Here is a 23,475-nt window from a genome sequence, read left to right as displayed (position 1 = left end):
ACGCTGATTATGCTTTTGAAGGTGGCTTTGTTAAAGAATGAAATCATACAAAATGCGAAATATACATTTTGATTTATTAGAATCTGAAGTTCATTTGCATGATATGGTCGAGGAGCATATTTGAGGTTTAAGTACTCAACAAAGATCTATGTAGTGGCTTGAATTTGAAATATAAACTAGAATATTTGCAAATTAGGCTCATCTGTTTTTATAGCTTTAGCAGCAAGCTTTGGAAAATCTACTATTTTCCAGAAACCTAGATTTTTTGATATTATGCCTTCTGATTTTAAGGTTGTAATTTCTTTTTGAACCGTTTGCCGGGTAACGCCTAGAAAGTTTGATATTTCTTCGATAGTTATAGGAATATCTATCTCTTGGGAGTTGCCTATTCGTTTTGTGCCGCTGCATTCAACCAAATTTTTGAGGACTAATGGTACTTGGGTGGAAATAGGGTAGAGAGCTTTTGCTTTTTTAAAATGTATGGCGTAGGACAATATGTACGCTAGTTTTTTGCAAAGAATTCTCGAAACTTCACCATATTGGTTAAAACAGCTTTCAAAATCAACTTTGGGAATATGGTTTAGCGTAACGTCAGTTGCGGCAATGGTCGTATGATTGAGTGGACGCCCACAAATAACAGGTGTCTCTCCAAAAATATTTCCTGGGACATATATTGCTAAAAGAGTATTTGTACCATCTTCAAGTTCAGCGAATAATTTAACATACCCAGTCTGAACTTGATATATGTTTGGTGCCGTAGCGCCCGTATCAAAGATACGTGCTCCCGCTGCAAATGAAATGAGTTTCATATGTTTCGTTAATTCGGCTTTTGCAGGTGGAGAGAGTTCTTCAAACCAATTATGTCTTGTAGATATGTGCATTTTAATTCGCGCTTTTGTTTGAATCGTTAGATTTGAAAACCTCATCAAAATTGAGTGGTTTGGTGCAAAGCATCTGTTTTTCTATTCGATGTAAATTTAATAGAAATAGTGTTTTCAAAAGATCATTCTAAAAACATAAATACAAATTGTAGAATAGAATTTCAATTCTTTGATTGACCAAGCATAGGTTAATGTATTCGAAGCTGCAATGAGCGTCTGTACCTCCCTTTTATTTTTCTGAGATTTTGTAAAATTTCATACACCAGAACTCATTTGCTCTCTGATAGCGTGGAAAAAAACAAATAAAAAATATCGGGAGGAAACATTATGTCCAACACAAAGGCAAAATTACTCGCAGGAATATCATTTAGTAGTCTGTTTTTAGGTGGAGTTTTGCCTGGGAATGCTCAGGAAATAGAAGCTTCACAAAAGCAACAAATCCGAACACTACCAACAGTGACTGTTACGTCTCAGAAGCGCGAAGAAACATTGCAATCTGTGCCTGTAACTGTGACTGCTTATTCGGGGGAAATGATTGATCAAAAAGGCTTAGATAATATTCAGGCATTGTCTGATTCTACGCCAGGGTTGACTATTGATGCATTTCCTAAAACAACACCTCGGCCATTTATCAGGGGGATTGGTAGTTCGAACCAGTCAGCCGGCTCTGACCCATCTTCTGTTGTGTTTGTTGATGGGGTCTATATCGGCCGGGGGGCGATGCTTTCTGTAGATGCGTTTGATCTTGAACGATTGGAAGTGCTTAAAGGGCCGCAAGGCACGCTCTGGGGGAAGAATGTTGTTGGTGGAGCAATTCATTTTATTACTGCCAAGCCTAAAGATGAGTTCGAGTTGAAAGCCAGAGCGACCATTGCTGAGTTTGGTCAGCGTGATTTTGACTTTGTTGTAAATACCCCTGTAGGGAATCATGTCGCGACACGTCTTTCTTTAAGTTCCAAGAAGAATAATGGGTTCAGAAAAAACTTTGATACGGGTGCGCCCCTTGAAGATGAAGATCGTCTCAGTGGTCGTTTCCATGCTTTGTTTGATATAGGCGAAACGTCTGACTTGTTGTTTTCCATAGCCGGTACGAAAGATGATTCTGAAGGAGCAGCTAGATTTAATTTGCTTCCATTTAATTATGAAGATGTTGATAGTGATACGAACGCAAATCCGGATTCCAACAATTTTTTGAAGCGAGAAACTTGGGGTAGCAAGCTTGAGTTAAATACGGGTGCTTTAGGCTGGGCTGACCTTACAACGTATGTTTCATATTTGACATTGGATAATACCACGGAAGAAGATTTAGATGGGACCGACGTCGCTGGTAATGCCGCAACAGGATTTTCTGGTGCTTTAGGCGTTCCTGGAGTTGGCCTCATAAAACAGGAGGACGCGTCTTCTTTATCGGCTGAGTTTCGATTGGCGTCTAATATTGATGGACCATTTAGCTGGGTAGGTGGTGTATTTGTGCTGAAGGATGAAATTGATCGGTTACGTGGAACAGACGTTTTAATCCCTGTCGCGCTCGAGACATATAGAGCAAAGAATGAAACAGACAGTCTGGCTATCTTCGGTCAAGGCACTTTTGCAATTAATGATCGATGGAATGTTTCTGCGGGATTGAGGTTCACTGATGAAACGAAAGAATACGAGATAGAGCGTTTCCAAGCTATTTCCCCGGGTGATAATTATACAACTTTTGGCGACCCTGGAATATCGGACGAGCAAAAATGGACATGGAAAATCGGGTCCGATTACCAATTAAGTGATAATTTGTTTTTGTTCGGGCATGTGTCAACTGGGTTCAAGTCTGGTGCTTTTCAGGAAGAACCTGACGCTGCGACTGCTCGAAATGCTGTCGCTCCTGAGGAAGTCTTGAATTATGAATTGGGTGTAAAATCAGATTTTTTTGATGGGCGTGCGCGTGCAAATGTATCGATGTTTTATTCAGACTACTCTGACTTGCAAACCATTCAATCTGTTGATGATGCAACTCCTAATTCAGGTGGTGCACGCGTTGTTGTAGATTCTGGAAATGCAACGATTCAAGGTATTGAGACTGAGTTCCGGCTTTTAGCGACAGATAATATTGAACTCAGCTTATTGTATACTTATCTGGATGCTACGTTTGATCAGTTTATTGAAACGAGTGAATTTCTTGCTGATGGCACTGAAGTCTTCGACGATTTAGCAGGCAATAGACTTAGTCGTACGCCGGAGCATGCAACTTCATTTTCTGCCGCTTATAACTCAGACCAGTTTAGTTGGGGGGCTTTCAAAATCGGTTTGGATGCAAATTATCAGAGCAAAATTTTCGATGATAATAGCAATAATGACTTGGAAGTACGTAAAGCTCGAACTCTTTTAGATGCATTTTTTACATATGAGCCAAATACCAGTTTCTCCATTCAGGTTTGGGGACGAAACCTAACCGATGAAACATATCGAGTTCATCAAGTGGGCCTTGGTCCATTCCTGTTTGCTCAATATGGCGCACCTCGGCAAATAGGTCTCACAGCCAGCTATACATACTGATTGGTATGTCTGAATTTCGTGAATGAAAATGTGATTTAATTTAATTGCGCTGGGCGATGTTCAATCGATTGAATAGCGCAGCGCAGTTAAAGAAATGAATTGCCAGATACATTCTCGCTACAACTGCGTCTTGTGGCCATGGCCTATAGATTTTTGAAATTTGGGAATAACACTTTGACCGCTAGTATAAAGAAAATTGTAGAGTTTGAATTAGCTGGAATAGCTATCGTTCCTTTTGGAATAATGGCTATCTTAAGCGCTATTTTTCTAATCTCTGGACATATTCAGGAAGCAGGTCTGCCTGGGGCGTTTGCCCTTATGTGGTCTGTCGGATTTGTTCTATATTCGATTGGTGAAAAATTACCGATCTGGAAAGAGTATGCGGGAGGTGGACTCATTATGGCATTCCTTGGGAGTGCTGTGTTGGTACATTTTGGTGTTATACCGAAAGAAGAAAGCGAGTTTCTGACAGCATCGGTTATCGACAACCGCTTTTTGTATTTCCTGCTAGTTGGGTTGGTTGCGGGAACGATACTTTCAGTTGATCGCAAATCTTTGATGCGCTCTGTTGTCGGATTGGTGCCTGTAATATTTTTTGCAATTTCTGGTGCGGTTGTACTTGGCGTTCTTATCGGATGGTTTTTTCAAGTAGAGCCAGCACGAATAGTGACCCATTATGTGCTTCCAATTATGGGGGGAGGTAATGGAGCAGGGGCGATACCAATGTCAGAAATTTACGCTGACGCTACTGGAGAAAATGGTGCAAAATATTATGGTTTTGCAATTTCTGTTTTAACCATTGCAAACATGGTCGCTATATTGATGGCATCTGTACTGAACAAAATCGGACAAGCATTTCCAGCTTGGACAGGAAACGGCAAATTAAGTGACGATGAAAATTTTCAAGAGTTAGCTCCCGCAACAGAAAACTCCGAACCAACCAAAGAAATGAGTACACTCAGTGCATTGTTTTTTACAGTGGCAATGTTGTTACTTGCGATGTTGTTATATTCTTTGTTTCCACAAGTTCACCTTTTTGCTTGGGCAGTTTTGATTTTTGTTTTCTTGAATGTCTCGGATTTACTGCCTAAGTCCCTGGTTTCCGCGTTGGCGCTAGTGAATGAATGGGGGATGAGAACATTCATTGTCTTGGTATTGGTTGCAGTTGGTTTGATGACAGACCTAAATGATCTTATTACTGCCTTTAATATTCAAAATGTCGTTATTTCAGCAGCAATAGTTATAGGTGCCAGCCTTGGCGCAGGGCTAAGTGCAAGATTATTTAAGTTCTTCCCCATCGAAGCCGCGATCGCTGCAGGGCTATGTATGGCTAACAGAGGTGGGAGTGGAGATCTAGAAGTGTTGGGTGCATCTAAAAGAATGGCCTTGTATCCATTTGCGCAAATTTCATCACGCATTGGAGGCGGGATAGTTCTATTTTTGGCCGGATATCTTTTTAGTATTCTACTTTAGAACAGTTTTACGAGTTGGTACTCGTTTTAGGTAGGAAGTGTTCGGATAATCGGAAGTGCATCTAGTATGATTGGCTGCATTTCCTCTGACTAAATCGCAACTAGTTATAGATCTTTATAGAGCATCATGTCTTTAGCCCTAGCATGCCAAGGAGGTTGAATGAATTCAGAATGGTTGTTGGATTTTCTGGAGCTTACTGATGCAGGTAGCTTTTCTCGAGCGGCACAGCGCAGGTTTATTACACAATCAGCCTTCAGTAGGCGTATTCGATCACTTGAAGAATGGGTCGGTACTTCTCTTGTAAATCGCGATACTCATACCATGAAATTGACGCCTTCTGGCGAGAGTTTCACAATTGTAGCTGAGCAGGTGATTAGGTCTCTTGAAGCAGGTCGCAATGAAGCATGTGCAATTGAACGTGCTTCAATTGAAACGGTTCACTTTGCCGCAACGCATGCTCTATCTTTGACGTTTTTTCCAACTTGGTTGCGGAAGTTAGAAAAGGATGAGCCAGCTTCGACTACTTTGAAACTTACTGCAGACCATATGTTAGCGTGTGAAAAACTTATGCAAGAAGGTAGGTCTCAATTTTTACTCTGCCATCATCAGGGAAATTCTAACCTTCAATTGGGGCAAGGGTTTAAATCAGTAAAATTAGGTGAGGACATTTTATTGCCTGTCGTTTCTTTGAAATTGAAAGAAACTGTAGAACCCCGGAATTTGCCGCTGTTGAGCTTTTCTCCTGAATCTGGATTGGGAAAAATACTTTCGTGCGTCCTTGATGATAATATCGACATACCTAGCAAACAGCCTGTTTTTACATCTCATTTGGCGAGTGTGTTGACATCAATGGCCAGACAGGGGCGAGGAATTGCTTGGACTGTCCTAAGTATTGTGGCTGATGATCTTGAAACTGGTTCGTTGGTTCGCGCATCTGACCAACAAATACCTGTCGAAATACGATTGTGGAGAGCTGCAGCTAGGCAATCGCCAGCGGCCGAAAGGCTATGGAGCAAGGTTTTAAAATCTTTGCAATAGTAGAGACTATATTCAGTTTCTATTTTGAAACTGATAAATCCTTACAGTTTCCGTCCATCAACAATCACACATTGTTTGGGAGGTTTGCGATTTAATATGACATCAACTGCGCATTTAGCTGCGATCATATTGGTGCGTTGAAGGGCTTCTTCCGTCGACGCACCAGCATGTGGTGCTGCGATAACATTGTGAAGCGATAAAAGGGAGTTTGTTATAGCTTTTTTGGATGGGTCATTTTCACTTTCGTACACGTCCAAACCAGCACCTCTGATTTGATTATTTTCTAACGCGTGAAGCAATGCACTATCATCAACCAATCCACCTCGACCAGTATTTATTAATATTGCTGATGATTTCATTTTTCCCAATGCTTCTGCATCAATCAAATGATGAGTTTCGCGTGTTAATGGGGCATGAATCGATATGTAATCAGACTCGCGTAAGATGGTATCAAGATCAGATTGCAATAAATTGTAATCCTCGATGTCTTGTGTCGTTAGCCTTGGTGAAGATACTAATATTTGTGCCTCAAAACCTTTGAGCCTTTGGGCAAGACTGCGACCTGTTCGTCCAAAACCAATAATCCCCACTTTTTTTTGGAAAAGCTCCGTTCCTACAAGTATGCCCCATTCACCTTTGATCATTGATTTTTGCGCTTCCTGAAATCTACGTCCAACAGAAATCATCATGCCGATGACTTGGTCGGCGACAGAGGCATCATTTCCACCTGCTGCAATGGTGACTACTTTTCCCAATTCTTTTGCAGCTATAGTATCCACTTTTTCATAACCTACACCGCGTCGCGATATAATAGCTAAATCAGGGAGGCCCTCGAGCACGTCTCTCGTAATGTGAACGTGACCAACAATCCAACCTCCGGCACCTTCAAGTAAACTGTGCACATCTATTTTATCAAGTTGTGCTTCTGTTTTACCCATTGGTAGCTTCGGCAAAACTACCTCTATCTTGTGTGTCTGCAGATATTCTATTGCTGCTTTGTCGAAAAACTTTTGCGTGATGACGACCTTTTTTGGGGGGGTGTTCATATTAAATTCCTTCGAGTGTTTCAGGTCAGCCAGCTAAATTTAGTAAGGTATTTTGCTTGAAAAGCATCAATTTCATGTTTTCGCTCAAGCGTCATATCTATGGCGTCAAATCCATTCAAAAGCATGTGTTTGCGTTTGTTGCTGATATCGAACTTGATCGTCGTATCTGGTGTTTCGATTGTCTGACTTTTCAAGTCTATTGTGAGTTGCCGACCTGAGTTTGCGCAATGCATCAATGTTTTCACATTGGCTTCGCTTATTTCGATAGCAAGCAAACCATTTCTAGCGCAATTGTCGAAGAATATGCCAGCAAATGATGAGGCGAAAATGGCCTTTATACCAAATTGTTGAAGCCCCCATACGGCGTGTTCACGACTCGAGCCGCAGCCGAAATTTGTACCTGTCACCAAGAATTTTGAATTTATCCATTGCTTTTGGTTCAATATAAAATCTGGATTAATTTTCCCGAATTTGTCATGGCGCAAGTTATAGAAAACACCTTCAGCTAAACCTTCTCTGTCTATTCCTTTGAGAAAGGTTTTAGGCATAATGGTATCTGTATCAATATTTTGGGCAGGCATAGGAGCCACTATGCCTGTATGCTGGAGGAATGATTCAAAAGGCATGTGTAGGCTGCATATTTCTTACATCACATAGGTGACCTGAGATGGCGGCGGCGGCGACCATTTCAGGACTCATTAAATGTGTTCGGCTATCTACACCTTGTCTTCCTTCAAAATTTCTATTTGTACTGGAGGCACACCGTTTCCCGGGGGCAATGATGTCGTCATTCATTGCTAGACACATTGAGCAGCCAGATTGTCGCCATTCAAATCCAGCATCAATAAAGATTTTATCTATGCCTTCTTGTTCGGCAATTTGTCGAACTTGGCTGGACCCAGGCACGACCATAGCGCGTATTTGTGGGGCAATTTTCCTGCCTTTTAGAACATTGGCAGCAGCACGAAGGTCTTCAATTCGTGCATTCGTACAGGACCCGATAAAAGCAAAATCAATAGTAATATCAGTCAACTTCGTGCCTGGCTTAAGCCCCATATATTTTAAGGCGCGTTCCATAGCTTTTTGGTTTGCCGGATCTTTACTTTTTTGCGGGTTAGGGATGAAACCCGTAATGGGGACAGCCTGATCTGGGCTAGTTCCCCAAGTAACCATTGGTTCGATGTTTCTAATGTTTATATCTATAGTTTTTTCGAATATCGCATCAGGTGAACTTTGAAGAGTTTGCCAATAAAGTATTGCCTCATCCATTTGCTCGTTTTGTGGCGCGCGAGTTTTACCTTTTAGGTATTCATATACTTTATGATCTGGTGCTATTAATGCGACTCTTGCTCCGCACTCAACTGCCATGTTGCAGACGGTCATACGGCCTTCTATGGACATTTTCGTGATAGCAGGGCCTGTGAATTCGACAGCATAACCCCGCGCTCCGTCCGCTCCTATATTGCGGACTATAGACATGATAATATCTTTGGCGGATATTCCTGCTGGTGACTCCCCACTTATGTTTATTTTCATGTTCAAAAGTTTTTGGTACGGCAGAGTTTGAGTTGCCAATAAGTGCTCAATATCAGACGTACCTATACCAAACCCAATGGAACCGAAGGCTCCATATGTTGTCGTGTGGCTATCGCCTGCAGCAATAATTAGACCGGGTAAAACTAAACCAAGTTCTGGCATGACTACATGTTCAATGCCCTGATTTTTATGATAAATATCAAATAACTCAATATTGAAGTCAGAGCAATTTTTTTCAAAATAAGACATTTGAATATTCTCTGATTGTAAAGAGGATGTCGTCGTTCTTTTAGGGTTGGTGGAGTTAACATGATCGATAACGGCGAGTGCTGCTTTAGGTCGATAAACACTTCGGCTCGCGTTTCTTATTCCAGTGAAGGCCTGCGGGCTTGTGTATTCGTTCAGGACCGTACGATCAACATACAGTAAAATTTCCTGATCTGACGCTACTGGCTTACATACAGTGTGAATATCGATTAGTTTATCATATAATGTGCTTGGCAATGCCATTTCAATCTCATTGAAGATATAATGTTACTGAGATGTTAGCAGCTGATATAAAGTAGTGGTTGTGAAAATTTTGCATCAATTAATGTTAAAACAGCTGCCGCAATTTTTTTCAATCCGACATTGTATAGTAATCAAAATCAGACAGGTGTGATGGGATATTGTTTCAAGCGTAATATCAACGCTACGTTCATCTAATTAGTTTTTCACATTTCTTAATCAGAGTGGAAATCAGACGTACAATATGTTCACGAGTATAATGATTTTTGGCGAGGTTCCAAAGCATCTATAGATGTAGGTTTTCATGTTCCAACTTACCAAAACTGGTAAAGTCGAAAATGAGTGGTTTAATCTGACTATGTCTTGAGGATTTTATTGAGAGAGATCGAACTTGTCATATCTTTGGTGTATGACCTGGAGGAGAGGAAGGGATTCGAACCCTCGATACGATCTCTCGCATACTCCCTTAGCAGGGGAGCGCCTTCAGCCGCTCGGCCACCTCTCCTCGATCAAGAATACTCTCCTAGCGGGTTTTGCTAGGGGAGAGCAAGTAGGAATTCCAACAATTTTGGTGGGATTATAGTTTTTTTTGAAATACGCGTGTTCTGTTAATTGTCATAGACTTCTAAATCCGTGAGGGAAACGGTGTATGCAGCTTCTGCCAAATCGGTGTAGGTGCTATCAATATGGACATAGCCTTCAATCCAGACGGCTTGTTGCAGGTCTTTTAGTTTTATCGGCTTGTCTGTTTTGACGTATATTGTCTGATTAGGCGGAGGCGGTGGTGCGTGCAAACAAGCACCATAATAAGGGACAAGTAGAAATTCCTTGATCTTGGCATTCTTTCCAAATTCAAACGGAACTGTATAACCGGGAATGCGGATTTTGTGACCGTCCAAAATTTTCACTGTATTGTGAGTACCAAATTGCATTGCAACGTCGTTTTCGCCGCCTTCAGTCACATTAAACAACGATTGCATTTGATTTTGGATTTGTGCAGCAGTGCGCTCGGCTTCTCCGGGAGGTAAAAGATCATCCCAGCCGATTTCAAACGTTTCGTCTTTGTCTTTTGGTAAAACGTAAGCAAGCGGGTCTATTTCAGTTTGCTCTGCACTGGGTTCTGAATTTGAGGCCGATTGTGCAAAAGCTTGACCGCCAATTGATAAACAAGAAGCAAGTGCAGCAACGAATAAATGATTAAAACGCATTTGTGTACTTTCTACAATTAATGCTGATTACGTAGCTGTTAAATATGTCATGATTCAGACCTTGATTGTAAGTCCGTCTGCAAGAGTGTTCTGTGTGGCACGTGCTGCCGGCCATAAAGACATAACTGCCGATAGTAATGTTACAATTATGATGGTTGCAAATTCCAACACACCGATCTGCATACCAATTAACGTCAATCCAAATTGAGCACCGATTATTGGGGCCACAAAGAATAAAATAGAATGAATGAGGGCTACGCCTAAAACAGCTCCACAAATAGCCAAGAGCATTGCTTCAGTTATTATCAATGCAAATATATGGACTGGACCAGCACCAAGAGCGCGCAGAATTGCCATTTCTCTGCGGCGTTCTTTTAGGCTTGTAAATATTGTAATCAAGATAGTCGCTAGCCCTACAATGACAACGAAAAATGATATTGCGCTTAGCGCTTTTTCTGCTGAACCGACAATGCTCCAAAGAGAGGAGAGTGTCATTCCTGGAATAATGGAGAGAAGTGCTTCATTTGGGTATGTATTGACTTCGCGATTGAACCTGAGGACAGCAGCACGCGATTTTAACCCGATAAATGCTGCATTTATTGTATCTGGTTCAACATGTATGTGTTCCACTTCATGCTCATGCTCATGCTCATGCTCATGCTCATGCTCATGCTCATGCTCATGCTCATGCTCATGCTCATGCTCATGCTCATGCTCAGTGTGGTGCTCATCGCGGCTTTCTACGTTATCATCATGGGTAGCGTCAGCTGAAGCAGGCGCTGAGTGCATCGTCTCTATTGCTTCAAGGCTCACATGAATTGTTTTATCTACCGGTGTTCCTGTGGGCACTAAAATCCCTACGACCGTGAAGGTGTGTTCATCATGATTATGGAATGAAACATCACCTATGCCATGCGAAAGAATGATTTTTTTACCCAGACCATAATCCAGACGACGTGCAATATCTGCCCCTATGACAACATCAAGTTTGTGTGGGTTGAAAATTTCACCAGTTTTGAGTGCGAGATTCTGGCTGTTGCCATATTTGTAGTGTTCAAAATAATCTAAAGATGTGCCCAGCACACGGTAGCCGCGGTGACTATCGCCAAGAGATATGGGAATTGCCCATGCGACATCAGGCCTATGGGCAATAGCTTCATATGAATCCCAAGACATTGGACTTGTGGCATCACCAATTCTGAAAACAGAAAACAGCAAGAGATTGATTGGCCCTGTTCTGCCGCCAACTATAGCGTCGACTCCAGATATTGTGTTTTCAAAACTAGCACGAGCTGAATGTCTTGATTTTTCGACCCCTACAAAAAGTGCAACGCTCAATGAGACCGCTATGATTGTGAGTAATGCCGTTGTTTTTCGGGCTAGAATGCTTTTCCAAGCGAGATTTAGAATGGTTGTGCGGTTCATTGTATCAACTCTCCCGAGAATTGATTGATTTGAGAGAGGTCGATAATGTGTTCAAACTGATTAGCTAAGCTTTCATCATGGCTCACAAATAACAATGTTGAATTATGAGTTGTGGTTATTTCCGATAACAGATTTATAAAGCTATCTCGGTTCTTTGTATCAAGTGCTGAAGTTGGCTCGTCCGCGATAACCAGATTGGGCCCACCAATAAGCGCACGGGCAGCTGCAACCCTTTGTTGTTGACCGACGGAGAGTTCTGAGACTGGCCGGCTCCAATATATATTAGGATCTAACCCAAGTTGATTGAGGAGGGCCTTGCCAGATTCTTCAATCGTGCCATTCGCTATTTTAGCAGTGCGGGCACGGGATTTAGAAAAACGACAGGGGAGGCAGATATTTTCACATATCGAAAGATAAGGAAGTAAATTGAACATTTGAAAAATTATTCCCATCTGTTCTGCTCTAAACTTATCTCGTTTGGAGGAGGAATAATCCACGATATTCTCTTGGAAAACTTCAATTGAGCCAGATTGCGGTATTAAAATGCCCGCAATAATCCCGAGTAAAGTTGATTTTCCACTACCGCTATCGCCCTTAAGGAATGTACGACTTCCTTTTTCAATAACTAGACTAGGAATAGCGAGAGTAGTTTGATCGTTTTTCCAGCCAAATTTTAAGTCGGTGATTCGGATCGCCTCATCTAATGTCGTCATGCAAATAGCCTTTGGAATATAACAACTTTTCAACGTAATATTACGGTGCGAGGTATTTGTGGATTGCTCATTTTGTATAGTGTTACTATATAACGATTAAATGTGTTAAGGCCATAAATCTATGGTGGCACAAAACGACGCAATTCAGTTCAGTAAAAGAAAAAGGGCTCAGTTCAATACGTGGAAAATCTCGTGCATATCTTGGAGAACAAATTCGACATTCCCATAGCTTTATCATTTTCAATATTAGCTGGAATAATCTGTTTTCTCGGTATCATGCTGGCAGCATTCAACAGAACTATTGCTGAACGTTTTAGTCATATAGGGGCAATATTAGCAGGTTTTTTGTTAGGTCTAATTGCTATAACTCATCTTTTGCCTGAGTCTCTTTCATTTGGAATTTTGGCTTCTTTATTTATATGCCTAGGATTTTTGTTGGGCTTGTATTTGGATAAGGTCGGTCATGTTGACACTCAGCACATTGGGCATGTGACATTAACACCAATAATTGCGATTGCTCTTCATTCCTTTTTAGATGGAATGATTTACGTTGTGTCGTTTGGGCATAGTCATGAAGGCGGGATATTTGCTGGCATTGGATTGGTGCTGCATGAACTGCCAGAAGGACTGATTACATTTATCTTGTGCTTTTCATTATTGAAACGCCTCTTGCCAGCTTTGACCCTTGCAATTTTCGCAGCAGCTCTCAGCACACCAATGGGTACAATTATTGGCAATGTTTTGGGGCATCACTGGGGTGAAGCATTCTTGGCTTACGCTTATCCAGTTTCTGCAGGATTAGTCAGTTGGGCAAGTATAAGTTTGCTAAAAGAGCATGCAGTCAAAATCCTTCCCAATCGAAATAGATAAAGCCCTTCAAAGTGCTTTTGTAAGAGCAGTTATAATTCCTGCAACTAGGGCGTCTTTTTGTCGTTCTATTAGGGGAAGTTCTTTATAAGGTATCAATAAAGGATGTGTTTTGGCTGTTTGGTCCTTTATCGGCCCATAAACCCATCCATTGTCTTTTTTTTCTTGCATCCATTGATCATGCTGGGCGGATTCTGATGCATCTGGGTTATCAATTCTAAATCGGGCCCCTTCAACAGAAGCTATTTTCATCCAGTTGGGAGCTTTTTTCCAATGAGGGATTGCTTCTTGGTTGTGCGCAGCTTGGAAAGCTCTCACCGCTTCATGCATAACACGAGCAATGACTAATATTTCAGCTTCGGAATCTTGGACCATAAAAGCTCCTTGAGAATATTTTCGTCTTGACGATATATTGATTCAGCTAAACTCTGAAGATGAAGAGACGAGTGCTGACTATATGTATGATATACTGAATAAATTCGTTTTATTTTAGTCGATCTTAAATCCGCGTTGGGATAGTGATGCTTTTTGTTAGATTTATTCTGCGTCGATTTGAAAGTCTTGGACTTCACCGGTCTGCATTTCTTTACTGGATTTTGTTAGTAATTGTATCTTCAGTTTCCATTGTGTGTGGTTATTTGGGGTGGATGAATTGGCAGCTTGATCCGAGTAGTGGAGGCTTTGTGCCGCGAAGCCATGAAGACAGAAGCTGGCAAACGATAATCGAAGCTGTGCAATTGAGCGTAAAGTCTATTTTTGCGTCAGATATTTATATTTCTACTTCTCTTCAAGATATGCCTCCTAAGCTTCAAATAGCGCGCTTGTTTGGTTCATTTGCTTTTGTATTGATGTTTGGAAGAATTTTTATTTTTGCGCTCGGCGGCAAAGCATCAAGATTGTTTATGTGGGCGAGAAAAAATCATGATGTCGTTTTAGGAGATCATGAACTCGCTGAAAAATATGCAACTCTTGCAGAAGTTAAAGTCACACATATTACAAATAGTAATGTTGGGCACAACACGCTTAAGCCAGATGGCCGGTTAGAAGTTGATCTTGTCAAAGCGGGAGTCAGTAGAGCAAGGCGTGTTATTGTAGCGATGTCCAGCGATGTCGAAACTTGGTCAGAAGCGCAAAAGATTGCTCACATCTATCCTAACACGGAAATTCTTGCGCACATTACAGACCCATGGCTTTTGGAACGTATAGGCAAAGCTGATCCTGCAACGCATCTAAAGCCATTCTCTTTTGTCTCTGGTGCGGCGCGAGAGGTTATGCTTGCTCATCCACCATATCTTTTAGCGCGTCGAAAACAATCCGATGTGCAGCATATTATTATTGTTGGCTTTGGGTACCTTGGGCAAGCATTGGTGAGAGAGTTTTTGATAACGTCGATATCCAACGCGCCCGCCAGAATGGCTGTAACGATTATCGATCCAGACGCCAAAAAACAATCAGCGGCATTTAAGGCTCGTCATCCAGGGTTAAGTGATTATGTCGACTTTGCTTTCATGGCAGGTGAACTCACATTGAAGTCTCCGACGATAGAGGCGCATCTGAACCAAAGATGTAAAGACATGCCTGCATGTGCGGTTTATATCGCACTTGAGGAAGAAGAGCACCCATTGGTCAGCGCTGTTGCAATTAAAGACAGAGCAGAACGAGAAGGATGGTTTGATGCGCCGATTTTTGTGAATTCAGCTGAAGGTTCTGGATTGAAAAAAGTGCGGCAGGGTGCTGGCCAATTTGGTCAGGAAGCGAATGTCTCTGACACAGGCAATTCTCACAATATTTTAAGCGAGTTATCGCTCATTCCTTTTGGATCATGGGAAAACGGGATGGATGGCACTGAGCTTTTAACGCCAGATTATGATGAGATACCTCGTAAATTTCATGAGACCTATATAGAGACGCTCAACAAAACCAATAAAGCCAAAGTTCTTTCAAATGACTGGGATTTATTAGAAGAAGAATTTCGCGTTGCAAATCGGAGAGTAGCTGGCCACATTAGAGCAACGTTGGATGCAGCTGGGTTTGATCTCAATGCTTGGTTGGAAAAAGGGAGCGAGGGAGGGCATTCCTATAAATGCACAGATTTGCCCGAAGCTGCTGCCAATTTTCTCGATTTGGACAATGTATATGAAATTGAAAAACTAGCGCAATTGCAGCACAAACGGTGGATGTTTGATCGGTTGTTGAATGGTTGGAAATATGACCCAGTTCGAAACAATCAAGCAAGACTGCATAACTGTCTTGTCGAGTATGATCAGTTAGATGAAAGTACGAAGGAACAAGATCGTGCTATGGTTCGTCAAATAGCAAGCATCATTCGTTCAGTTTAAAATGTAATCATCTATGATGAAATAGAGTGAAATCCATAAATACTAAGCTACTCGACGTAGTTTCGGACCATTTGGTCGAGGCGCCGGTTTGTTTCCTGAGCCATCATTTGGAATCAGAATTTCGTGATCATTCATCGGTGATCTGGCTGAGACACCGAAGGTCTCCAGAGCATTGATAGCTGCTTCTAGGTCTGCAAGCGCTATGCGCCATACTGGAAGACCTTCTATTTCTTCATCAGGGTTTTCACCCAGAAAAGCACAGTATCGCCGTGCTAAGACCTCGTATGATTTCATTTCAATCCCCCATATGATTGGATTTAGCCAAAACTATTTAGGGGTCAGAATGAACTCAGGTAGTTTTCGTAATCTTAATAAGACGGAATCAATTTTAAATTTTAATGATTAATTGCAGTAGAGGTCTGCAAAATCGTTTTCCATCAATATGTTGTGCGCGATTAATATGATGAAAACAAATTTCAATATTCCACTGAAACGCATAATTTTTACTGTTTGGGGATGGGACGCCCGTAATAATCACGTTCAACGACTTCCCGTGATGCACTTGATTCATCCGTTGAAATTGTTTCTGCATCAGTGCCTAAATCAGGTGTTGGAGCAGTCGTACCATTGGTCTTGTTAGGTGCCGTCATACGATTTGCACCACCACGTTCTTCTTTGGCATCGCTTAGAACATCGTTCAGCCCTAGCTCTTTGGCTGTGAAGGCCACAAGACCACCAGATTTGCACAGCATTTCAACAACATTTTGGCGTGTTTGAAGTTCAATCATACGCATGACTGCTTTGCGGACTTCTGGGTCTCTATTCGCAAGTGTGTCTGCAAGTTTATCTATGTGTTGTTGGTCAATCCAAATCGGACCAATAGGGCGACCATCAGGCCCAGATTGCGCAGCTTGCGCCTCAGCCATTGTATCAACTTCAACAAAAGAGAAATTGGCTTCGTATATTTTTATACCAAGCGGCATCCCGTTTAGCATGTTTCCATCTTTGGATTCTTCTTCGATTTCCCGTAAGGACTGTGTGACAGCTTGTTCAATACGAGTTTGTTGCGCGCGAATATCTTCGTCATTGCATCGTGTAATTTCGTTATCAAATAGATTTTCAATGCGGTTGGCAAAAGTAGCACCAAAATTATCTAATTGGCTGGAAATATGGATACGTTCAATGTCCAGACGAAAGACAACATTGGCTGTTATTTCCAATTGGTGACGGTCGAGCGTTAAACTTCTAAATGGCTTGGGTGTACACGTGTTTACAGTCAATGAAATTCGACCCGTACGCCGATTTACAAGAGATTTTGTGAAAAACTCACCAGTCTGTGATTTGCGCGAAGGGTAAGTGATATCAGGAGCATCTTTGTCTCGTAAAACTGACATTTTCGGGTCCCACAGTGTCGCTGGTTCCCTGAGCGCGCCGACTATCTCGCCCTGAGATTGGACCACATAGGTGTGGTTTGGGTTTGCATCAAATGTGCGGGAGGCTCGGTAAATCAGGAGACCGATCAATACTAACAAAAGTACTGCGCAAACTAATACCAGAATTGTCATTACCATGTTGGTGATGTCCCATTTGCAACAATTATTAAAAACCCATTAATCGGCACGGTACAACTGCTAAAGCGGATGTTCAATCGCTTTCGTGTTTTAGCCGAGAATTAACACAGTTCTAATCTCCTAATTGGGGTTTTCTGCTTTGTATTTGTATAGCCAGTCTTGGCGGTTGTTTATAAAATTAGGGAATAATCGGGCAGCAATCTGTATTGGTTTGTAATGAATTAATCGGGATATTGGTTGGCCGTGATGGAATAAGTTCATATTCGCACGGGCTCCCGCTTGGACGCGGCTGGTTCGCGGCTTTCTTATTTTCTCAAAAGTTTTAAGGGCTTCAGACCAAGAATAATTTTCTAAACATGCGGCAAGAATTTCCGCATCTTCAATGCCCATAACTGCGCCTTGCGCCAAGAACGGAAGCATAGGGTGTGCAGCGTCTCCTAACACGACCAATCGACCGTTTGTCCAAGTTTTTAATGGCATTCGATCGTGCAATGCCCATTTAAAACATGAATCAATAGATTGGGTGAGTGTTCGTATTTCTGGAGCAAAGCTCGAGAAATCTTGAATTAAATCTTGCGGATTGCCGCGTTCTGTCCAGCTCTCTTTTTGCCAACTTTCTTGTTCAACAACTCCGACAAAATTTACAAGCTCACCTGATCTTAGGTAGTAAGTCACAGCATGTCGTTTATCACCAGTCCAAACGGTAGCCGACGGAGGAATTAAGTCCTTGGGCAAATCTTTGGTTGGAATGACGGCCCTCCAAGCGAGATTACCTGTGAAACGAGCGGTGTTTTTTCCTACAATGTGTTCGCGAACGATAGAATGAATACCGTCAGCACCAACTACAACATCTCCATTATACACGGCCCCGTTGGAACAGGTGATTGAAGCGCTTTCCCCATTTTCGACAAGCTCTACGACTTTGTGGTCAGTATAAATTTCGCATTTGGAAGAATTTTTGACTTCTTTTTCTAAGATTGAAAGAAGGTCAGCTCTATGGATATGAAGATAGGGTGAGCCGTACTTTGTCTCAGTGTCAGTTAGAGGAATTGAAAAAACGTTTTTACCTGAATGGCCCAGCTTCATATCAAGCGATTTAGGTCTAAATGCTAAATCTTCTAACTGTGTTTGAAGCCCCAGCTTATATAGGACGCGGGTGCCGTTAGGGCTTAGCTGAAGGCCCGCTCCAACTTCTTTAAATTCTGAAGCCTGTTCGAATATGACAACATGCATACCGCGTTCAGCGCAGCATAATGCTGTCGTCAATCCGGCTATTCCGCCACCTATAACCAATACTTTCAAACACTCTACTCCTGAAAAGGTGTGGAATTTGATGTGTTTGCATCAATCGTTTGTGTATTGGTCAATGTGGCGAAATGGCTTTCTGTTGAATTAAACGTTCACGACCTCAAGGCGCCAAGCAAGATTATCATCAAGCCCTTTGGTTTGGAATGCACATGCTATTTTGCCGGATACATCCGGTCCTAATTGCTCTTTTACCGTTGTGATCAAATCAATATCACTCATCGTACCGGCACTAGAAAGCGGCTCTACCCCCCAGAACAGGGACATGTGTCCAAGTTTGGTTTTGTCTTGCGTGTGCGCAATTAGGCGTTTTTTCAAGCGTGCGCGTGAGAACCTTGAGATGATAGAGAAGTGAGCTGTAGAAATGAAAACGGCTTCACAATTATTATGAGTAGCCATATCTTCAACAGCATTCGCCACAAAGTCAGCATCCATAGAGTCACTGTCACTGCTTGGGGCAAAACTACTTGACGATTTTTCGTATTCACGGTCATTCTCGACTGTTTTTACAATGCGGTCCATAATCGCAACGGCTGTTGCAGGGTGGCGACCTACCGCAGTTTCAGATGATAACATAATCGCATCAGTACCTTGGTAGATAGCAGTGGCAACATCAGAGGCCTCTGCACGCGTTGGTGAAGCTGATTCCACCATAGATTCCAGCATGTGCGTGGCGACGATAACTGGTTTTCCAGCTGCGCGAGATGCACGAACAATACGACGTTGAAGAATAGGGACCATTTCAGGCGGATATTCTACTCCCAAATCCCCACGGGCGACCATAATACCATCTGAACCATCAACAATGTCATGAAGGTTTTCAATAGCTGCAGGTTTCTCAACTTTTGCAACCAAACGACCGCGTCCCTTCATTAAAGCACGAGCTTCTTCAAGGTCTGAACGGGTTTGAACAAAAGAAAGCGCGATGAAGTCAGCACCCAAACTACAAGCGAACTCAAGGTCTTCTTTATCTTTAGGGGTCAGTGCGGGAACAGGCAGAGCTTTGCCTAACAATGTAAACCCTTTTTTATCACCAATTTTACAAGGTATGTCAGATTTTACCCATGGAGTATCACCAGCTTTCGTGACGGTTAGAACAATTTTCCCATCATCAACTAGAACTTGGTCTCCCACTTCCATCACTTTGAGGATTTCAGGGTGAGGAACTGGGATCACATTCTCTTCATCAGACTTTTTGCCTGGAACAAGTTTGATTTCTTCATCCATGCTGAGACGGATATATCCTTCAGGAAAGCTCCCAACACGAATTTTGGGACCTTGCATATCTGCAAGTACGCCTAAAGGACGGCCAACTTTTTCCTGAGCCAGACGAACATAATCATAATTACGTTTATGTCCTTCATGGTCGCCGTGTGAAAAATTCAATCTGAAAATATCTACACCAGTTTCAGCCAATAGGCGGATTGTGTCGGGTGCGGAGCTTCCAGGACCTAGTGTCGCGACTATTTTTGCACGGCGGCTTGTCGGGGAGGCAAAACGGCTCATTGGGATGTCCTAGGAAAAGTTTAGTTGTTGGCTATTTTCATGGCTTCTTGGGCAGTGGCTTCAATTCCATCCCAATCATTGTTTGCTAAAGCAGCATCACTTACCAACCAGCCACCGCCGACGGCAACTACATTTGGTATTGCAAGATACGTCATCATATTGCTTGGGCTAACGCCGCCTGTTGGCATGACTTTCAAGTTTTGAAGGGGGGCAACCAATGCTTTTAGTGCACTCGCTCCACCAATTTTTTCTGCTGGGAAGAATTTTACGACTTCAAAGCCTTCTTCCATTCTCTGAAGAGCTTCACTCGCAGTTGCTATACCTGGGAAAGCAGGGACGCCTGATTCAATAAGTGCAGCTGCGAGTTTAGGCGTACAACCTGGTGAAACAGAAAACTCAGAACCAGCTTTTAATGTGGCATCAAGATCGGCAGGCGTTAAAATAGTTCCAGCACCAACGATAAGTTCAGGCTGTGCAGCTTTCATTTCAGAAATGACTTCAAGCGCCGCTTCTGTTCTTAAAGTGACCTCAACAAATTTTACACCACCTTTATAAAGTGCTTGAGCAAGAGGAGCAGCATGTCTGACATCTGACACTGTTAACACTGGAACAACAGGGGCGGAGGTAAGAGCTTCCAAGACTGGTTTAATATCACATGTCATATCAAAATCCGTTTAGTATGCTGCTGCGCCCAACAATGGCGCTTCGGCGCTGGTGATTAAATATATTGGAACATCAGTCATATAAGATGACATAGGCCCACGATCGAAAAAGCGCGATAAGGCTTCTGGCGCGCTGATGTAGTCGATCAGAGCAGTCGTTACACCGCCCGCAGCAACAACACCACCTTTTGCACCATTAGCCAAAACGGCATTTCCGTATGCCGTCATTACGGTGTTTGCTCTCATCCTGCAAACGGCATCACATACTTTATCACCTAATTTCGCACGTTCATGTGCTGTCGCAGGGGAAAGTTTCTCAGGAGTCTGTCCAAAAACTTCGAACATGGTCTCTAAAAGTTGATTAAACCCGACACCGGCACTCACTGATTCGATAGAAACATAGGACGCCTTTTCTAAAAGCCTCTTATAGACATCTGCTTCTAGCGCTGTCGTCGGTGAGAAAGCTTGATGGCCTCCCTCACCACGTAGAACTTGCCATGTTTTATTTTCATTTGGAATAAGTGTCGCAAACCCAAACCCTGTTCCGGGCCCAGCGACGATAATGGGTCTTCCGGGTGCCGAAATGCCTTCGCAGATTGTTTTCAATCCTTGTCCATCAGAATTTAAACCTAATTCAGGGATGGAGCGAGCCATTGCAGCAAAATCATTGAGAAGGTCTACTTGATCCATTCCAAATTGCTTCGCAAGTTCTTCTCCGCAAACTTGCCAACTAGAATGGTTGGTCAAAGTCACAGTGTTGTTGCGAATAGGGCCGGCCAGCGCAAAAACAGCTCTTTTGGGCTTGATGTCTATTGTTGCAAGAAAAGCTTCTAATGCGTCTGAAAAAGTCTCATATTTTACATTGGGAGATTTCCAAAAGTGCTCGATCTTTGTTGGGCCTCCGTAGCGACGAGGGTCTTTTGAAACAGCAAAACGCACATTTGTGCCACCTACATCGCCGACAACTACATACTCAGACACGACTTTTCCCATCTTGTTTAAGCGTCCATTATACCAAAAATGCCGCCACCTTTTTCCGCTTCTTCAGCAACGTTGCGGAAAACTGCAAACATTTCTCTACCAAGGCCAATACCTGGATCTTTTTCTCTAGTGGTCCGTGGACGAGAGAGAAAGTCGTCGGGTTGAACTGTTAATGTCCCAGCATTTGCATCAAGCGAAATGAGATCACCATCTTGGATGCTTGCTATTGGTCCCCCTGCAAGAGCTTCAGGTCCCATGTGGATTATTGCTGGGAATTTCCCAGAAGCTCCAGACATGCGACCGTCTGTAATAAGGGCAACTTTAAAGCCTTTATCTTGAAGAAGCCCCAGAATAGGTGAGAGGCCGTGTAATTCAGGCATACCATTCGCTTGCGGTCCCTGAAAACGCACCACAATGACGACATCACGGTGTAGTTCACCTTTTTCAAAAGCATTTTTAACGGCGTGCTGTGAATCGAACACAGCTGCTGGAGCTGAAACTTTCCGATTTTCTTCTTTTACTGCTGAAATTTTAATAATACCGCGGCCGATAGGGCAATCTATGAGTTTTAAACCACCATCTTTCGCCATAGGGTTGTCTTTTGTACGAAGAACGTCCTCGTTTAAACTTTCTTCAGGTGCAGCTTTCCATGTGAGCGTTTCACCATTCATAGTTGGTTCTTCACAATAGCGCTCTAAGCCGCCATCACCTGCAACTGTTGTTACATCATTATGAACGAGGCCAGAAGCAAGAAGCTCACGAACAACAAAACCCATTCCGCCTGCAGCATGGAAATGGTTCACATCAGAAGGGCCATTGGGATATATTTTACATAAAAGTGGTGTGACATCAGCTATATCTTGGAAGTCAGACCAATTTATCAGGATACCTGCTGCCCGAGCGATAGCTGGAATGTGCAAAGCATTATTGGTAGAGCCACCTGTAGCCATCAAGCCAACGACCGCGTTCACAATTGACCGTTCGTCGATGACTTTGCTAATTGGTGTGTATGCCGCTTCACCTTTCATATGAGATATAGCTGCAGCTTGTTGAGTCGCTGCTTCCGTCAGGGCAGTACGGAGATTTGTACCAGGAGGCACAAAGGCAGCACCAGGAATATGCAAGCCCATCATTTCCATCATCATTTGATTGGAATTTGCAGTTCCGTAGAATGTACATGTTCCGGCAGTGTGATAACTTTCGCTTTCCGCCTTTAAAAGTGCGTCTCGCCCGACTTCGCCCGCTGCATATAGCTGACGAATACGTTGTTTCTCGGGATTGGGCAGACCAGAAGGCATAGGCCCTGCAGGCACGAATATACCGGGTAGCCAGCCAAATCGTACAGCTGCAATAAGCAGACCCGGCACAATTTTATCACATATTCCAAGATATAATGCGGCATCGAAAGTGGAGTGGCTCAATGCCACCGCAGTGCTCAATGCTATGGTGTCACGTGAAAAAAGCGACAATTCCATGCCGTCTTGCCCCTGAGTGACACCATCACACATTGCTGGCACCCCACCAGCAACTTGCGCCGTCGCACCAACTTTTCTGGCTGCTGCCCGAATAATATCTGGATATTTTTCATAAGGCTGGTGAGCGGAGAGCATATCATTATAGGCTGTCACAATACCAATATTGGGCCATTCAGCGCCCAACATCGCGTTTTTATCATGTATGGGACAAGCAGCAGATGCGTGAGCGAGGTTTCCGTCGGTTAAACGAGATCTCGCCGAGGCTGTCGGTCGCTGACTGTCCATTAATGATAGATAGGATGCTCGCGATTTTTCAGAGCGTTTGATAATCCGGTCTGTTACGTCGGCTATTGTTTTATTTATCGGTGAAACTGCCATGGGACTGTCTCCAAATCTGTGGCCTA

20 protein-coding genes and 1 tRNA gene are annotated in these 23,475 nt (G+C 42.8%); 5 read left to right on the top strand and 16 right to left on the bottom strand.

The features are described 5' to 3' along the window. Positions 1-176: 176 nt before the first annotated feature. Positions 177-881 carry a Crp/Fnr family transcriptional regulator gene (locus tag AC5EF3_RS07935; protein ID WP_493547647.1) on the bottom strand — a complete coding sequence of 235 codons (705 nt, stop codon included), beginning with the start codon at positions 879-881 and terminating at the stop codon, positions 177-179. A gap of 327 nt (positions 882-1,208) precedes the next feature. On the opposite strand from AC5EF3_RS07935, the gene AC5EF3_RS07930 reads away from it, so the two are divergent. From AC5EF3_RS07930 to AC5EF3_RS07920, 3 genes are all read left to right on the top strand, one after another. Then, complete coding sequence (locus AC5EF3_RS07930) at positions 1,209-3,419, top strand: TonB-dependent receptor (RefSeq protein ID WP_493547646.1); 2,211 nt, start codon at positions 1,209-1,211, stop codon at positions 3,417-3,419. Between the two features lie 174 nt (positions 3,420-3,593). After that, entirely contained in the window at positions 3,594-4,892 is a 1,299-nt protein-coding gene (locus tag AC5EF3_RS07925) for a 2-hydroxycarboxylate transporter family protein (protein WP_493547645.1), read from the top strand. Between the two features lie 159 nt (positions 4,893-5,051). Further along, the gene (locus AC5EF3_RS07920) at positions 5,052-5,930 is read left to right on the top strand and encodes a LysR family transcriptional regulator (RefSeq protein WP_493547644.1); all 879 of its coding nucleotides are present in this window, start codon (positions 5,052-5,054) and stop codon (positions 5,928-5,930) included. Positions 5,931-5,971: 41 nt separating this feature from the next. Here AC5EF3_RS07920 and AC5EF3_RS07915 read toward each other — a convergent pair whose 3' ends face one another. The 7 genes from AC5EF3_RS07915 to AC5EF3_RS07885 all read right to left on the bottom strand — a co-directional run bounded on the left by AC5EF3_RS07915 (position 5,972) and on the right by AC5EF3_RS07885 (position 12,365). Beyond that, the gene (locus tag AC5EF3_RS07915) at positions 5,972-6,976 is read right to left on the bottom strand and encodes a phosphoglycerate dehydrogenase (RefSeq protein ID WP_493547643.1); all 1,005 of its coding nucleotides are present in this window, start codon (positions 6,974-6,976) and stop codon (positions 5,972-5,974) included. 20 nt (positions 6,977-6,996) lie between these two features. Continuing rightward, entirely contained in the window at positions 6,997-7,602 is a 606-nt protein-coding gene (gene leuD / locus AC5EF3_RS07910; protein ID WP_493547642.1) for a 3-isopropylmalate dehydratase small subunit, read from the bottom strand. Continuing rightward, complete coding sequence (leuC, locus tag AC5EF3_RS07905) at positions 7,592-9,022, bottom strand: 3-isopropylmalate dehydratase large subunit (protein WP_493547641.1); 1,431 nt, start codon at positions 9,020-9,022, stop codon at positions 7,592-7,594. Before leuC ends, leuD begins: the two co-directional genes overlap by 11 nt. Positions 9,023-9,434: 412 nt before the next feature. Continuing rightward, positions 9,435-9,524, bottom strand: a tRNA-Ser gene (locus AC5EF3_RS07900). 103 nt (positions 9,525-9,627) lie between these two features. Then, positions 9,628-10,227, bottom strand: a complete 600-nt coding sequence (locus AC5EF3_RS07895) for a DUF3299 domain-containing protein (protein WP_015827372.1) — start codon at positions 10,225-10,227, stop codon at positions 9,628-9,630. A gap of 54 nt (positions 10,228-10,281) precedes the next feature. Continuing rightward, complete coding sequence (locus tag AC5EF3_RS07890) at positions 10,282-11,652, bottom strand: ABC transporter permease (protein ID WP_493547640.1); 1,371 nt, start codon at positions 11,650-11,652, stop codon at positions 10,282-10,284. Continuing rightward, the gene (locus tag AC5EF3_RS07885) at positions 11,649-12,365 is read right to left on the bottom strand and encodes an ABC transporter ATP-binding protein (RefSeq protein ID WP_493547639.1); all 717 of its coding nucleotides are present in this window, start codon (positions 12,363-12,365) and stop codon (positions 11,649-11,651) included. The genes AC5EF3_RS07890 and AC5EF3_RS07885 overlap by 4 nt, the downstream gene beginning before the upstream one ends. Before the next feature lie 192 nt (positions 12,366-12,557). Between AC5EF3_RS07885 and AC5EF3_RS07880 the strand changes: the two genes are divergently transcribed. Then, complete coding sequence (locus AC5EF3_RS07880; protein ID WP_493547638.1) at positions 12,558-13,235, top strand: ZIP family metal transporter; 678 nt, start codon at positions 12,558-12,560, stop codon at positions 13,233-13,235. 6 nt (positions 13,236-13,241) lie between these two features. On the opposite strand, the gene AC5EF3_RS07875 is transcribed toward AC5EF3_RS07880, so the two are convergent. Further along, the gene (locus tag AC5EF3_RS07875) at positions 13,242-13,607 is read right to left on the bottom strand and encodes a RyR domain-containing protein (RefSeq protein ID WP_493547637.1); all 366 of its coding nucleotides are present in this window, start codon (positions 13,605-13,607) and stop codon (positions 13,242-13,244) included. A gap of 146 nt (positions 13,608-13,753) precedes the next feature. Between AC5EF3_RS07875 and AC5EF3_RS07870 the strand changes: the two genes are divergently transcribed. Continuing rightward, positions 13,754-15,571, top strand: a complete 1,818-nt coding sequence (locus AC5EF3_RS07870; RefSeq protein WP_493547636.1) for a RyR domain-containing protein — start codon at positions 13,754-13,756, stop codon at positions 15,569-15,571. 42 nt (positions 15,572-15,613) lie between these two features. Here AC5EF3_RS07870 and AC5EF3_RS07865 read toward each other — a convergent pair whose 3' ends face one another. The 7 genes from AC5EF3_RS07865 to edd all read right to left on the bottom strand — a co-directional run bounded on the left by AC5EF3_RS07865 (position 15,614) and on the right by edd (position 23,449). Then, positions 15,614-15,865, bottom strand: coding sequence for a hypothetical protein (locus tag AC5EF3_RS07865; protein WP_493547635.1), 252 nt, complete (start codon positions 15,863-15,865; stop codon positions 15,614-15,616). Between the two features lie 209 nt (positions 15,866-16,074). Then, on the bottom strand, positions 16,075-17,142 hold the full coding sequence (locus AC5EF3_RS07860) for a hypothetical protein (RefSeq protein ID WP_493547634.1): 1,068 nt from the start codon (positions 17,140-17,142) through the stop codon (positions 16,075-16,077). Between the two features lie 120 nt (positions 17,143-17,262). Next, positions 17,263-18,444, bottom strand: a complete 1,182-nt coding sequence (locus AC5EF3_RS07855; RefSeq protein WP_493547633.1) for an FAD-dependent oxidoreductase — start codon at positions 18,442-18,444, stop codon at positions 17,263-17,265. 90 nt (positions 18,445-18,534) lie between these two features. Continuing rightward, on the bottom strand, positions 18,535-19,953 hold the full coding sequence (gene pyk / locus AC5EF3_RS07850; RefSeq protein ID WP_493547632.1) for a pyruvate kinase: 1,419 nt from the start codon (positions 19,951-19,953) through the stop codon (positions 18,535-18,537). 20 nt (positions 19,954-19,973) lie between these two features. Further along, a complete protein-coding gene (gene eda / locus AC5EF3_RS07845) occupies positions 19,974-20,615 on the bottom strand; it encodes a bifunctional 4-hydroxy-2-oxoglutarate aldolase/2-dehydro-3-deoxy-phosphogluconate aldolase (protein WP_493547631.1) in 642 nt (213 codons plus the stop codon). 12 nt (positions 20,616-20,627) lie between these two features. Then, positions 20,628-21,596: a glucokinase gene (locus tag AC5EF3_RS07840; protein ID WP_493547630.1), complete on the bottom strand. Its 969-nt coding sequence runs from the start codon at positions 21,594-21,596 to the stop codon at positions 20,628-20,630. A gap of 17 nt (positions 21,597-21,613) precedes the next feature. Next, entirely contained in the window at positions 21,614-23,449 is a 1,836-nt protein-coding gene (gene edd, locus AC5EF3_RS07835; RefSeq protein WP_493547629.1) for a phosphogluconate dehydratase, read from the bottom strand. Between the last annotated feature and the right edge of the window lie 26 nt (positions 23,450-23,475).

This window comes from Hirschia sp. (assembly GCF_058892565.1).
Note: the sequence above shows the minus strand (reverse complement) of the source record. Positions and strands in the feature narration are given on the sequence as shown.